Annotated in this window: 14 protein-coding genes; 6 read left to right on the top strand and 8 right to left on the bottom strand. The window is 72.7% G+C overall.

Annotated elements, in window-relative coordinates; all coding sequences use genetic code 11:
• Genes OG595_RS40780 through OG595_RS40760 form a run of 5 tightly spaced genes read left to right on the top strand, consistent with a single transcriptional unit; the run spans window position 1 to window position 5,174 of the window.
• Complete coding sequence (locus OG595_RS40780) at window positions 1-1,224, top strand: CaiB/BaiF CoA transferase family protein (protein ID WP_329281189.1); 1,224 nt, start codon at window positions 1-3, stop codon at window positions 1,222-1,224.
• The gene (locus OG595_RS40775; RefSeq protein ID WP_329281187.1) at window positions 1,221-2,084 is read left to right on the top strand and encodes an enoyl-CoA hydratase/isomerase family protein; all 864 of its coding nucleotides are present in this window, start codon (window positions 1,221-1,223) and stop codon (window positions 2,082-2,084) included. Before OG595_RS40780 ends, OG595_RS40775 begins: the two co-directional genes overlap by 4 nt.
• On the top strand, window positions 2,084-3,229 hold the full coding sequence (locus OG595_RS40770) for a thiolase family protein (protein WP_329281185.1): 1,146 nt from the start codon (window positions 2,084-2,086) through the stop codon (window positions 3,227-3,229). Before OG595_RS40775 ends, OG595_RS40770 begins: the two co-directional genes overlap by 1 nt.
• A gap of 11 nt (window positions 3,230-3,240) precedes the next feature.
• A complete protein-coding gene (locus OG595_RS40765; protein WP_329281183.1) occupies window positions 3,241-4,389 on the top strand; it encodes an acyl-CoA dehydrogenase family protein in 1,149 nt (382 codons plus the stop codon).
• Entirely contained in the window at window positions 4,389-5,174 is a 786-nt protein-coding gene (locus tag OG595_RS40760) for an SDR family NAD(P)-dependent oxidoreductase (RefSeq protein ID WP_329281181.1), read from the top strand. The genes OG595_RS40765 and OG595_RS40760 overlap by 1 nt, the downstream gene beginning before the upstream one ends.
• Before the next feature lie 9 nt (window positions 5,175-5,183).
• Here the strand turns inward: OG595_RS40760 and OG595_RS40755 are convergent, their stop codons facing one another.
• Window positions 5,184-6,452 (bottom strand): amidohydrolase family protein, encoded by a 1,269-nt coding sequence (locus tag OG595_RS40755; protein WP_329281179.1) that lies wholly within the window; start codon window positions 6,450-6,452, stop codon window positions 5,184-5,186.
• Window positions 6,446-7,450, bottom strand: a complete 1,005-nt coding sequence (locus tag OG595_RS40750) for a CoA transferase (RefSeq protein ID WP_329281177.1) — start codon at window positions 7,448-7,450, stop codon at window positions 6,446-6,448. The genes OG595_RS40755 and OG595_RS40750 overlap by 7 nt, the downstream gene beginning before the upstream one ends.
• 49 nt (window positions 7,451-7,499) lie before the next feature.
• Here OG595_RS40750 and OG595_RS40745 point away from each other — a divergent pair, with 49 nt between their 5' ends.
• A complete protein-coding gene (locus OG595_RS40745; RefSeq protein ID WP_329281175.1) occupies window positions 7,500-8,453 on the top strand; it encodes an enoyl-CoA hydratase/isomerase family protein in 954 nt (317 codons plus the stop codon).
• Window positions 8,454-8,544: 91 nt separating this feature from the next.
• On the opposite strand, the gene OG595_RS40740 is transcribed toward OG595_RS40745, so the two are convergent.
• The 6 genes from OG595_RS40740 to OG595_RS40715 all read right to left on the bottom strand — a co-directional run bounded on the left by OG595_RS40740 (window position 8,545) and on the right by OG595_RS40715 (window position 13,612).
• Complete coding sequence (locus tag OG595_RS40740) at window positions 8,545-9,303, bottom strand: enoyl-CoA hydratase-related protein (RefSeq protein WP_329281172.1); 759 nt, start codon at window positions 9,301-9,303, stop codon at window positions 8,545-8,547.
• Window positions 9,304-9,332: 29 nt separating this feature from the next.
• Window positions 9,333-9,644, bottom strand: coding sequence for a hypothetical protein (locus OG595_RS40735; RefSeq protein WP_329281170.1), 312 nt, complete (start codon window positions 9,642-9,644; stop codon window positions 9,333-9,335).
• 99 nt (window positions 9,645-9,743) lie between these two features.
• Window positions 9,744-10,106 carry a hypothetical protein gene (locus OG595_RS40730; RefSeq protein ID WP_329281168.1) on the bottom strand — a complete coding sequence of 121 codons (363 nt, stop codon included), beginning with the start codon at window positions 10,104-10,106 and terminating at the stop codon, window positions 9,744-9,746.
• Window positions 10,103-10,810, bottom strand: coding sequence for an ABC transporter ATP-binding protein (locus OG595_RS40725; protein WP_329281167.1), 708 nt, complete (start codon window positions 10,808-10,810; stop codon window positions 10,103-10,105). Before OG595_RS40725 ends, OG595_RS40730 begins: the two co-directional genes overlap by 4 nt.
• Window positions 10,807-11,493, bottom strand: a complete 687-nt coding sequence (locus OG595_RS40720) for an ABC transporter ATP-binding protein (protein ID WP_329281166.1) — start codon at window positions 11,491-11,493, stop codon at window positions 10,807-10,809. Before OG595_RS40720 ends, OG595_RS40725 begins: the two co-directional genes overlap by 4 nt.
• Before the next feature lie 4 nt (window positions 11,494-11,497).
• Window positions 11,498-13,612 (bottom strand): branched-chain amino acid ABC transporter permease, encoded by a 2,115-nt coding sequence (locus OG595_RS40715; protein WP_329281165.1) that lies wholly within the window; start codon window positions 13,610-13,612, stop codon window positions 11,498-11,500.
• Window positions 13,613-13,655: the final 43 nt, after the last annotated feature.

Raw genomic sequence — 13,655 nt, 5'->3', positions numbered from 1 at the left:
ATGGGCGACGAAGCCGTCCCGGCCAGGGCCGTCGGACCGCTCGACGGCGTCACCGTGGTGACGTTGGAGCAGGCCGTGTCCGCACCCATGTGCACCCGTACCCTCGGAGACTTCGGCGCCCGGGTCATCAAGGTGGAGAACCCGGAGGGCGGCGACTTCGCCCGGCACTACGACGACGTGGTGAACGGCCTCGCGGCACACTTCGTGTGGATCAACCGGGGCAAGGAGTCGGTGACCCTGGATCTCAAGTCACCCGCGGGAATGGCGGTGTTGCACCGGCTGCTCGCCCGCGCCGACGTCCTCGTCTCCAACCTCACACCGGGCACCACGGCCAAACTGGGCATCGCCCCCGCCGACCTGGCCGTACGGCATCCGGAGCTGATCGCGGTCGAGATCGACGGGTACGGTCCCGGCGGCCCCCTCTCGCACAAGCGGGCCTACGACCTGCTCGTCCAGGCCGAGGCGGGGGCGTGTGCGGTGACGGGTCTGCCCGGGGCTCCGGCCAAGCCCGGGCCGCCGATGGCCGATGTGTGCGCCGGGCTGTACGCGGCCCTGTCCATCATGGCGTTGCTGTACGAGCGGGGGCGTGGGCGGCGCGGCGGTCCGGCGTCGGTCGCGGTGAGCCTGTTCGACACCATGACGGAGCTGATGGGCTATCCGCTGACGTACACCCAGCACTCGGGCGTCGACCAGCAGCCCTGGGGCATGGGGTCGCCGGCGGTGGCACCGTACGGGGCGTACGCCACGGCCGACGGTCACACCGTCGTCCTCGGGACGACGAACGACCGTGAATGGCAGCGGTTCGCACGGGAGTTGCTGGACCGGCCCGACCTCGCGGACGACGAACGGTTCGCCACGACGCCCGGCCGGGTCGCCCACCGGGCCGTCCTGGACACCGAGATCAGCACCTGGTGCGCCCGCCATGAACTCGCGCACGTCCAGAGCAGCGCGGACGCCGCCGGGATCGGCAACTCGCGGTTCAACAAGCCGAGCGAGGTGGTCGCACACCCGCATCTGAAGGCGCGCGACCGGTGGCGGGAGGTCGGGACACCGTACGGGCCGATCTCCGCGCTGCTTCCACCGCCGGTGATCTCGGGTTACGAGCAGCCGATGGGCGCGATTCCGGCGCTCGGCGAGCACACGGCGGCCGTACTCGCCGAGTTGGGCGTCGACGAGCGGGGCGAGAGAACGGGCACGGACACGGGCGGGGGTGGAGCGCCGTGAGCGACACGGAACCCGTGCTGCTGTGCGACGACCGGGACGGCGTACGGACTTTGACGCTGAACCGGCCGCACCGGAAGAACGCCCTCGACGCGGAGTTGTGGGCCGCGTTGCGGGACGCGTTGACGGACGCGGGGCGTGATCGTGACGTGCGGGCGCTGGTGGTCACGGGGGCCGGGGGCGCGTTCTGCTCGGGAGCCGACATCTCGGGTGGGCTGGGCAGCGTCCACCCTCTGTACCGGATGCGGACGTTGAGCGACATCGCCCTGCAACTGCACGAGTTGCCGGTGCCGACCATCGCCAGGGTGACCGGTGTCGCGGTCGGAGCCGGGTGGAATCTCGCGCTGGGCTGCGATCTCGTCGTGGCCACGCCGGAGGCACGGTTCTCGCAGATCTTCGCGCGGCGCGGACTCTCCCTGGACCTGGGAGGTTCCTGGCTGCTGCCCAAGCTGGTCGGGCTGCAGCAGGCCAAGCGGCTCGCGCTGCTCGCCGAGACGATCGGTGCCGAGGAGGCACGGGCGCTCGGGCTGGTGACCTGGGTGGTGGCGGCGGACGAGGTGGACTCCTTCGTCGACGCTCTCGGGTCGCGGCTGGTGGCGGGTGCGCCCGTCGCCCTCGCGCAGACCAAGGCGCTGCTGAACGAGGGTGCCGACCGCACACTGCGCGACGCGCTCGCGAACGAGGCTCGCGCCCAGGGGGTCAACTTCGCCACCGCGGACGTCGCGGAGGCGTTCACGGCGTTCGTGGAGAAGCGGGAGCCGTTCTTCGACGGGCGGTGGGCGGTGCCCGGAACCGGTCCGCAGACCAACAGGGCGACAACCGACCCGGCGACGCCCGGCGCCCCTTCGGTCAGGAGGCCGTAGTGCGTGAAGCGGTGATCGCGGCGGCGGTGCGCACTCCCGTCGGGAGGCGCGGCGGCGGGCTCGCGGGCGTCCATCCGGCCGACCTGTCCGCCCTCGTCCTGAACGCGCTGGCCGAGCGGACGGGCATCGATCCCGGTGTCGTCGACGATGTCGTCTGGGGCTGTGTCGCGCAGGTCGGCGACCAGTCGAGCAACATCGGCCGCTACTCGGTGCTCGCGGCGGGCTGGCCCGAGAGCGTTCCGGGTACGACGGTCAACCGGGCCTGTGGGTCGAGTCAGCAGGCGCTGGACTTCGCCGCGCAGGCCGTGCTGTCGGGGCAGCAGGACGTCGTCGTGGCGGGCGGGGTCGAGGTGATGAGCCGGGTTCCGCTGGGTTCGGCGCGGGCCTCCGGGATGCCGTACGGGCCCCAGGTCCTCGCGCGTTACCAGGACTTCTCGTTCGATCAGGGGGTGTCCGCCGAGAGGATCGCGCAGAAATGGGGGTTCACGCGGACGCGGCTCGACGAGTTCGCGGCGCTCTCGCACGAGCGGGCCGCGGCGGCTCTGGACTCCGGGGCGTTCGAGGAACAGATCGTGCCGGTGATCGTCGGCGACCTGACCGTGGGGACCGACGAGGGCGTGCGGCGCGGGACCAGTGCCGCCGGCCTCGCGCGGCTCAGACCCGCTTTCCAGGACGACGGTGTGATCCACGCGGGCAACGCCTCCCAGATCTCCGACGGCGCCGCCGCGCTGCTGGTGACGACGCCGGGGAGGGCGCGCGAGCTGGGTCTGGCGCCGCTCGTGCACTACCGCGCGGGGGTGGTCGTCGGCGCCGATCCGGTGCTCATGCTGACCGGGCCGATCCCCGCGACCGGGCGGCTGCTGCGGAGGACGGGCGTCCGGCTGTCCGAGGTCGGCGTCTTCGAGGTGAACGAGGCCTTCGCCCCCGTACCGCTGGCCTGGCTCGCCGAGACGGGCGCCGACCCGGCGCTCCTCAACCCGCTGGGTGGGGCCATCGCCCTGGGGCATCCGCTCGGGGCGTCCGGCGCGGTCCTGATGACCCGCATGATCCACCACATGCGGGAGCGCGGCCTGCGCTATGGCTTGCAGACCATGTGCGAGGGCGGCGGCACAGCCAACGCCACCCTCGTCGAACTCGCCTCCTGACGGGAGCAGTTGTGCGCCGAGACATCTTCACGCCCGACCACGAGGCGTTCCGAGGACTGGTGCGGGACTTCGTGGCGAACGAGGTGGTCCCCCACTACGCCGACTGGGAGGAGGCCGGACGGCTGCCCCGCGAACTCTTCGAACAGCTCGGCTCGCTGGGCCTGTTGGGCATGTCCGTCCCCGAGGAGTTCGGCGGGGCGGGACTGGACGACTACCGCTACAACGTGGTCCTCCAGGAGGAGGCGGCCCGCGCGCTGGTCACCCTGGGCACGGTACGCACCCAACTCGACGTCGTCCTGCCCTACTTCCTCACCTACGCCGACCAGGAGCAGCGCGCCCGCTGGTTCCCCGGCCTCGCCGCCGGCAAGCTCCTCACGGCCGTCGCCATGACGGAACCCGGCACGGGCTCCGACCTCGCGGGCATCCGGACGACCGCCGTGCGGGACGGCGACTCGTACGTCCTCAACGGGACGAAGACGTTCATCACGGGCGGTCTGCTGGCCGATCTGGTGGTCGTGGTGGCGCGGACGGCCGCCGATCCGGACGACCGGCGGGCGGGGTTGACCCTGCTGGTCGTCGAGGACGGCATGCCGGGGTTCACGCGGGGCCGGGTGCTGAAGAAGATGGGCATCAGGGTGCAGGACACGGTCGAGCTGGCCTTCGACGACGTCCGTGTCCCGGTCGCCAACCGGCTCGGCGAGGAGGGCGCCGCATTCGGCTACCTGGGCCACAACCTGCCGCAGGAGCGGATGACGGTGGCGGTCGGCTCGGTCGCGCAGGCACGGGCAGCCCTCGACACGACGGTCGAGTACGTCAAGGAGCGTCGGGTCTTCGGGAAACCGGTCGCCGCCTTCCAGAACACCAAGTTCGAACTCGCTTCTGTGGCAGCCGAGTTGGAGGCGGCTCAGATGATGCTCGACCGTGCGGTCCTCGAACTCGTCGACGGCGGGCTGTCCGGCGCGGACGCGGCGAAGGTCAAGCTGTTCTGCACGGAGATGCAGGCCCGGGCCGTCGACCGCTGCCTTCAACTCTTCGGCGGATACGGCTATATGCAGGAGTACCCCATCGCCCGGCTCTACACGGACGCGCGCATCACCCGTATCTACGCCGGGACGAGCGAGGTCATGAAGGTCATCATCGCCAAGTCGTTGGGACTGTGATGCGGGATTCCGGGACAGCTGACTTCGATGGCCGGACGGGCGCCGCGTTCATCGCGGGCGGCACCGGCGGCATCGGTGCGGAGATCGTGCGGACGCTCGCCGGGCGGGGCAGCGACGTGGCGTTCACCTACCGCGGCAACGAGACGGCGGCTGAGTCGATCACCGGCGAGGTGAAGGCGTACGGCCGCCAAGTGCTGGCCCTGCGGCTGGACCTGGGGGACGAGTTGGCCACGGCGGGGGCGGTGGCCGAGGCAGCCGAGGCGTTCGGAGGGCTGCACACGGTCGTGTACGCGGCCGGTCCCCACGTACCGATGCGGCATCTCAGCACGGTGACCCCGAGCGAGTACCGTGCGCAACTCGACGCGGACGCCGCGGCGTTCTTCAACCTGGTCCATCCCGCGCTGCCGAGGCTGCGGGAGACCCGGGGCAGCATCGTGGCCGTGACGACGGTGGCCACCCGGCGCTACCCGGTACGGGACGGCCTGTCGGCGGGCACGAAGGGCGCCGTCGAGGCGGTCGCCCGGGCGCTCGCGGCGGAGGAGGGACGGTACGGGGTCCGCGTGAACTGCGTGGCGCCCGGCATGCTCAACGACGGCATCGCCGCCCGCCTGATCGCCTCCGGCGAACTGGACGAGGCCGCACTGGCGATCACCCGGCGCAACATCCCGCTGCGCCGCTTCGGGGCCGCGACGGACATCGCGGAGGCGGTGGCGTTCCTCGCCTCGGAGCGCGCGGGGTTCATCACGGGGCAGGCGCTGGGGGTGGACGGCGGGTACAGCGTCTGACGGGCCTCCTCACCCGGGTGCGGTGATGCGGTCTCCGGCGACGAACGCCGCCCTTACTGTGTCGGCCGTCAGCACGTCGAGTGCCTCCCGCAGGGGTACGTGGAGCAGGCACAGGTCGGCGGCCTCGCCGACCGTCAGTCGCCGTGCCCTCGCGGGGTGTCGGGGCTCCCCGGTGAACAGGTCGAGAGCCCCTTGCGGGGTCAGGGCCTCTCCCCCGGCGCGTTCGACGGTGGCCCGCATGACGGCCCACGGATCGTGAGTTCCGTAGGGGGCGTCGGTGCCGGCGGCGAGGGGGATGCCCGCGTCGGCCAGGGACCGGCAGCGGTAGAGGTGGGGGCGGTCGTCGGGGTCCACGTCGGTGGCGTAGGCGTGACCCCGTTCGGCGGGGAAGTGCGGCTGGGTCACGACCGTCACACCGAGCTGCCTGATCCAGGGGATGGTCTCGGCCGGGACGACGGACGCGTGCTCGACGCGGTCGCCGTCGACCGGGCCGGCCTCGTCCAGCGCGAGGAGGGTCACCAGCAGCTGCACCCGGGTCACGCAGTGGACGGCCACCGGGCGTGGCCGGAGCGATGCGATTCTGGTGGCGAGTTCGGCCGGGGCTGGCAGCGTTGCGTCGTCGAGCATCAGCTTCACCGGCGCGTCGACCGTCATGACGAGCAGCCGCTGCGGCAGTACCGACAGCAGATCGAGGAGTCCGTCCGCCGGATGCGGATCGGCGTTGGTGAACCCCGTGACGCCGAGCGCCGCCGCTCTGCTCCCCACACCCTCCAGGTCCAGCCGCACGGGTGGTGCGTACGCGCGCAGCCGTTCGTCCTCGCGCCAGAACCGCCCGTCGCCCCCTCCCGTCTCCAGCCCGGCCGCCCGCAGCGCGGCACTGTTCCACACCCACAGCGCGCCGGTCCGGTGCTGGACACGGACCGGCCGGTCCGGTGCGAGGGTGTCGAGGGTCCAGCGGTCGAGCTCGCCCGCGACGCTCTCGTGGTAGCCGACGGCCCGCACCCACTGGCCGGGCGCCCCGCCGCGCAGGGCCGCGGCGAGTCCGTCCCGGCCGGTGACGTCCGCCGGGCCGACCCGGACAGAGGCGGCGTCGGCGGCCAGCGCCGCGAGGTGGACGTGGTGGTCGTGGAGGCCCGGAAGCAGCGCGCCGCCGTGTCCGTCGACGGCGTCCGGCTCGTCCCGCCCGTCCAGCCGTTCCCCGATCTCGGCGATACGCCCGTCCCGGACACGCACGTCCACCCGCCCGGCGCCCCGGATCTCGACGTTCCTGATCAGCACGGCGACGGCACCAGCGAGGCGGCGCAGGCCGACATGGCGAGGCTCAGCAGCTCGCCGCCCCCCGTGGCGAGGGAGCGGGCGGTGGCGTGGGCGGCGTGGATGCCGGTGACCGGGTCGGCGAGTGCGTCGCCCAGGAACACGGGGTCGCCCCGGCTGTCGAGGCCGGTCAGGCCGCCGGCGACGGCAGCGTCGTCGCCGAACGCGATGCGGTCGTCGTCCCTGCCGTACCCGGTGATGCTCACCCAGACCCGGCCCGGACGGGCGGCGAGGAACTCCTCCGCGTGGACCCCGAGCCGGCGCAACGCCCTCGCCCGGGATGCCTCGATGACGATGTCCGCCCCCGCGATCACCTCGGCGAGCGCGCCCGGGGCGAAGTCCAGCACCAGGCTGTCGTGGCCCTCGTGCAGCCAGCGGTAGAAGGCGGGCGACCCGGCGCGGGCGCCGTCCGGGCGGGTCGTGCTCTCCACCTTGACCACCCTGGCGCCCGCCAGACCCAGGAGGCGTGCGCACAGCGGGCCCGCCCAGAGCGCCGACAGGTCGACGACACGGAGGGCGGCCGTGTCGCGTACGCGCTGTTCGCCGAGACGCTCGGTGCGCACCGGGGCGCCGCTCACGGAGGCGTGCTCCGCTGCCGCGATCCCCAGCAGCTGCGCACTCGCCGCGGCACTGGCGGCCGGTGTCCGGCGCACCACTTCCTGGAGGGGCTCTCCCTCCGCCCCGTCCAGGAGGGCGACGAGAGCCGGAACGGCGGCCAGGTCGTCGGGGCGGGCGAGGTTCACGGCGGTCCAGCCGTCGGCCGCTTCGAGGAGGTGGCAGGAGCCGCCCGCCGATGTCCGGCCCGGGACGGTGTGCCCGACCAGCCGGGCGCGGAGGAAGAGGGCCGTGGGGAGGTCGACGGGCACGCCGGTGAGAGCGGTGAACTCCTTCGCGACCGAGGCCAGCGGCGGGAGGTACGGGTCGACCGAGCCCATCCAGTCGTCGAGAGCGTCATTCTCCAATGGCCAAACGCCCTTCTCCTGCGAGGTAGCCCCAAATTACACTCCGGTCGTGACCCTGCCCTCCCCCTTCCTCCTCGTCGACCTCGACCGTGGACCGAGCCCCGGCCTCGGCCCGGGAACGAGGGGCGTGACCGGGCGGGTGCTCGTAGGCGTCTCGGAGAAACCGACCGGGGCCGACGGCGGCTTCGACGTCCTCCTCACCGCCGAGCCCGATCCGCCGCGCCCCTGGGTGGGCTGCGCCGACCCGCGCGCCACCGCCCGCCGGCTGGCGGAGATCGTCGCGGACCGTCCCGCCGCCTCGGTCGCCCTGACGCAGGTCCTGCGGATGGGTCCGGCGCTGGCGCCGCCCGACCGTCTTGTGGCCGAGTCGCTCGCCTACTCCACGCTCCAGGCGTCCGCCGTCTTCCGCGCCTGGCTGGACTCGGCACCCCCGCGTACGCCGCGCCCCTCCCCCGCACCGGTACGGCTGGCCCGTGACGGCGACCGGCTCGCCATCACCCTCGACCGGCCGCAGGCTCGCAACGCCATGGACGCCGGCACCCGGGACGCCCTGTGCGAGGCGCTCGAAGTCGCCGCGCTGGACCCGTCGATCACCCGCGTCGACCTCTACGGCAACGGGCCGGCCTTCTGCGCCGGCGGGGATCTGAGCGAGTTCGGCACGGCCAGGGATCCCGCACAGGCCCACCTGGTGCGCGTCCACCGCAGCCCGGCCGCACTGCTCCAGCGGTGCGGTGCGCTGGTCACGGCACATCTGCACGGCGCCTGCGTCGGGGCGGGGATCGAGCTGCCAGCGTTCGCGGGGCGGGTGCGGGCGGCGCCGGATACGGTGATCCGGCTGCCGGAGGTGGAGATGGGACTGATTCCGGGTGCGGGCGGCACGGCCAGTCTGCCGCTGCGGATCGGGCGGGAGCGTACGGCGTATCTGGCGCTGTCGGGCGAGGCTCTGACCGCCGGGGAGGCGCTTCGGTGGGGGCTGGTCGACGAGGTCGTGCAGGGGGAGTAGATCTCCGCGGGCGGGGCTGTATCGAACCTCCGGGCCGCCTGTGGCTGGTCGCACAGTTCCCCGCGCCCGTCAACGGGGGCGCCGTGCCCCGTCACTCTCCTGTCCACACCGGTGGCCTTCGCTCCGCGAACGCCCTCGCTCCCTCCGTCGCGTCGGCGCTGCGGAACACCGACTCGATCTCTGCCGGCTCGGCCCAACGGCGTTCCCGCATCAGCTTCTTGGTCATGGCGACGCCCAACGGGCCGTTCTCGGCGATCCGTTCGGCAAGTGCCAGCGCCTCCGCGCGGACTGTGTCGGCCGGGACGACCCGGTTGACCAGGCCGATCTCCCGGGCCCTGGCCGCCGTGACCAGTTCGCCCGTGAGGCCCATTTCCAGGGCGACGGCGAGTGGGACGCGGTCGGCGAGGGTGGTGGCGCCGCCCGCCGCGAAGAGGCCGCGTTTCACCTCGGCGATTCCCAGGGACGCGGTGTCGGCGGCGACCACCAGGTCACAGGCCAGGGCGAGTTCGAAGCCGCCGGCCACCGCGGATCCGTTGAGGGCCGCGACGACCGGGGTGGCGACGCCCTCGCGGTAGAACCAGAGCAGGCCGTCGAATCGGGCGCCGCGCGCGAACGCCTTCAGGTCCATGCCGGCGCAGAAGGCAGCGCCCACCCCGGTGAGGACGATCGCCCGGACGGCGGGATCGGCGTCCGCCTCCTTGAGTGTCGTCGAGAGTTCGTGAAGGAGCTCCGGGTTCAGGGCGTTTCGTGCCTCGGGCCGGTTCATCGTGGCCACAAGGACGTTGCCCACCCGTTCGGTCAGGACCAGGTCGTCCCGACCGCCCTGATCTCCCTCATCGCCCTGCGGCATGACCACTCCTCGGTTCGGTTCAGTTCGGTTCAGTCGGATGCAGGCAGCGGCTTGGCCGCCTTCACGGCCATCGGAGTGCCGTCGCAGGCGAGTTCGCCCGCCCCGGAAGCGGTGCAGAGCAGTTCGAGGGTGCCCGTGGCATCCACGTACCGCTTGCCGATGAGGGTGCCCGAGCCGGTGTCCTTGACCTGCGGTGCGGAGGCCGCGGGCACCATGGGGGCACCTGCGCACGTGAGTCGGGGCTGTCCGTCCGCAGGGGCCCGGATCACGACCACCCGGGTGCCGCAGGCGGTGCTGGCGAGCTGGCTGCCTGGGCGCAGCGTCGATGCCGGAGTGGTCATGGCCTGGGTGCCTTTCGAGCGGAGGGTCGGGGGCGCGGGATGGTCGGGGGCGCGGGGTCGTTGCGCCGACCGGACGACCGGAGTTGTCGTCTCCCGGAGTCACTCCGGGTCGTGCAGCCGGTCCGGTCCGCGCAGGCTTTCGGCGAGGAGGGTGACGTCGTAGGACTGGCGGGCCATCCAGAACCGCAGGAAGCCGGTGAGGGAGTAGCGCAGGAAGAGCGCCGAGCCCACCACGCCCGCGGCGATTCCGGCCAGGCCGAGGGCGAGGCCGTCGTTCTGGACGAGAGGGTCGAGGGTGTTGTGGGCGACCAGGTAGCCGGAGGCGCCGAGGATCAGGCCGAGGGCCATCAGGGCGCCGCCGAGGCGCAGCCAGAGCCCGGAGCGGGCGGCGGCCGGGTCGGGGATCTTCAGTTCGGTCAGTTCGCGGACGAAGCGGTCCGCACGTGGCTCGGTGGATGTCATGCGGAACTCCCGAGATAGAGAGCGGACAGTTCGGCGCGCAACCCGTCGTCGGGGTGGCCCTGCCGTTGGATGCGTCCGCGCACCAGGACGGCGGCGCGGTCGGCGATGTCGAGGACGGCGGCGGCGAACTGCTCGACGACCAGGACGGCCACGCCCTGCCGGGCGATCTCGGCGACCTGCTCGTAGAGCCGGGCGACCACCAACGGGGCCAGCCCCATGGAGAGTTCGTCGAGAAGCAGGACGGCCGGGTCGGTGACAAGCCCGCGCGCCAGGGCGAGCATCTGCTGTTCGCCGCCGGACATGGTGCCGGCCGGCTGCGAGGCACATCGGGCGAGCACGGGGAAGCGGCTGAAGGCGATCTCCTCGACCTCGGCGCGGCTGCGGCCGGTGTAGGTCATCATCAGGAGGTTGTCGCGCACCGAGAGGTTGGGGAACACCCCGCGGCCCTCGGGGATCAGGCAGACACCGGCGCGCGCCAGGTCGCGCGGAGCGGCACCGGTCATGTCGCGTCCGCCCAGGAGGAGTTGGCCGGACTCCGGCGGGTGGACGCCCGCCGCGATGCTCAACGTGGTCGTCTTTCCGGCACCGTTGGGGCCGAGCAGCGCCACCACCTCGCCGGCGGCGACGCCCAGGTCGACTCCGTGCAGGACGGTGATCCGTTCGTGGGCGGCGCGGATCCCGCGCAGTTCGAGTAGCGCGTTCACGCGTCCCCCAGGTAGGCGGCCAGGACCGTCTCGTCGTCGCGGATCACCGCGGGCGGGCCGACGGCGATGACCTTCCCCAGGTCGAGGACGTACACGTCGTCGCAGACGCTCATGACGAGGCTCATGTCGTGTTCGACGAGGACGACCGCCGTGCCGTCGTCGGCGAGGGAGCGCAGGAGTGCGGCGAAACGCTCTGTCTCCTCGGCGTCCTGCCCGGCGGCGGGTTCGTCGAGGAGGAGCACCTTGGGGCGCAGGGCCAGCGCCCGGCCGACCTCGACGAGTCGGCCGACACCGGTCGGCAGGGTGTCCGGGGCGGTGTCGGCGATGCCGGTGAGGCCGAGCCGGTCGAGGATCTCCGTGACCGCGGCGACCGCGCGCGGCCGTTCGGGGCCGAGTTCCGCGGCGACGAGCAGGTTGTCGCGGACGCTGAGCCGGCCGAACAGCTCCAGTCGCTGGAACGTGCGGGCGAGTCCGCAGTGCGCGCGGGCGGAGGGGCGCATCCGGGTGACGTCGCGGTCGCCGAGGAACACCCGCCCCGAGGACGGTCTGCGCAGCCCGGACGCGACGTCGAACAGGGTACTTTTCCCTGCCCCGTTGGGCCCGATGAGCCCGGTGACTCGGCCGGGCTCGGCGGTCATGCCGACCCCGTCCAGCGCGCGGTTGCCACCGAAGGAAACCGTCACTCCGCTAACTCGCAGCGACGCCACGGGCCAGCACCTCCCCGTCCTCCGGGCGCCAGTCACGCCGTACGCCCCACCACTCGACCGGAATCTCCGGCTCGACGGCCGGGGCCTGCCGCGCACTCGCCCATGTTCGTAGAGCCACTGCCACGACGACGGCGCCGCCGAGGAAGGTCCAGCCGTTGACGACGTCGCCCAGGCGCAGCAGCCAGGCCGTGGCCAGCCAGGCGACGAGTGCCGTGAGCGCGATGCGGTCGCGGCCGAGCGGCTCCCACTGGCGCCGGAAGTGGGCCGAGATGCCGTCCGGGTTCTTGCCGAGGCCCATGCCCGCGAGGGCGGGCAGCAGGGCCACCGGGTTCTGCAGCGCGGGCGCCACGGCGACCAGGGCGTTGGTCGGTCCGACGAGGGCCGTACCGGTGAACAGGCCGTTGCCGACCGCGCCGAGGCCGCCGATCACCGCGACCAGGAAGATCGGCAGTCCGGCCACGAGGTTGAACTGGTCGGGGGTGATGGCCCGTTGCTGCATGCCGTAGAGCGCGCCGCCGAGGCCCGCGATCCCCGAGGCGAGTGCGAACACCAGCACCTTGGCGATGAGCAGGTTGCCGCCGAGCGTGGCGTAGGCGGCCTCGCTGTCGCGCAGGGCGATCAGCCGCCGCCCGAACCGGCCCCGCCGCAGCGCCGCCGCACCGATCGACGCGAGGCCGAGACAGACCGCGGCGAGGACCATCAGCTCCTCCCCGCTGTCCAGTCGTAGCCCGAACAGCGAGGGTCCGGTCACTTCCACCGAGCCCTGGTCGAACAGCGCGACCTCGACGCCGAGGACGTGGAAGGCGGGGAGGGTGAAGATCCAGCGGTCCAGGACGACGGCGAAGGCCGCGGTCCCCAGCGCCAGGTACACACCGGACAGCCTCAGTGCGGGCAGCGCGATCAGCGCCCCGGCGACCGCCGAGACCAGCACCGCCAGGCCCAGCGCCCACAGCTGCCCGTGGGCCCCGAAGTGCGCCCAGACGACCGCGCCGATCCCGGCCATGCTCAGCTGGCACAGGGAGATCTGGCCCGCGTAGCCGGTCAGGGGGACGTACGAGAGCGCCACCACGCCGAGCGAGAAGATCGGTCCGTAGGTGATGAGGTCGGCCTCGCCGAGCATCGAGGCCAGGACGAGGCCGAACGCGACGGTCGCCGCCGCGAAGACCAGCGTGCCGCGTGCCGTGGGCACCGGGACCGGGGCCAGCCGCCGGTCGCGTCCGCGCAGCCGCCGGTGCGGGAACACCAGCAGGGCGATGAACAGGAGCAGGGCCGGGGCGGCGAGGCGCAGGCCGGGCAGGTAGTCGTTCTGCGGCAGGTAGCCGGTCAGATAGCTCTCCGTGCAGCCGATCACGACGGCTCCGATGAAGGTGAGCGGCACACTGCGCAGCCGGCCGAAGACGGCGGCGGTGTAGGCGCTGACGATCAGGAGGGAGAGCTGCGCGGCGTCGAGGGTGACGCTCGGTGCGATCAGTATGCCGCCGAGAGCGGCGAGTTGGGTGCCCATGATCCAGGCGGCCCTGTTGGCCCGTACGGGATCGGCACCGGTGAGTCCGACGAGTGCGCGGTCGTCGACGGTGGCGCGCATCTCGGCGCCGGCGCGGGTTCGGTAGAGCAGGACGCGCAGTCCGGCGGCGACCGCGAGGGCCACGCCCATGGTGATGGCCTGGTGCCAGGTGACGGCGGCCGGGCCGATGTGGAAGGGGGCCCGGTCGGCGAAGAAGGCGGGCAGCGGCCTGGCCACGTTCGGGTCCCAGATCCAGCGGGCAACCCCAATGAGGCCACTCAATAGTGCGACGGTCATCACCAACCGTTCCGCTTCCCCGAGCGCCTGAACGGGCCGCAGGATGAACCGTTCGACAAGGAGACCGAACACCGGGGCGAGCAGGAGCAGTACGACAGCCAGTGCGACCGGAACCGGCCAGCCCCAGCCGACGGTGAGCTGCCAGTAGGTGAAGGCCGAGAGCATGCCCGCGGCACCGTGCGCGAAGTTGAACACGCCCGTGGTCGTGTAGGTGAGAACGAGGCCGCTGCCGATGACCGCGTAGATCGCGGCGGTACTGAGACCGACGATGCCGAAGGTGAGGAACTGGTCCATGACGCGCCGCCACTCGATGTCGGGGGTAGGCCGACTGAGTGTC

This window comes from Streptomyces sp. NBC_01451, from assembly GCF_036227485.1.
Lineage (GTDB): Bacteria > Actinomycetota > Actinomycetes > Streptomycetales > Streptomycetaceae > Streptomyces.
The sequence above is the reverse complement of the archived record's forward strand: the minus strand, read 5'-3'. Positions and strand labels throughout refer to the sequence as shown.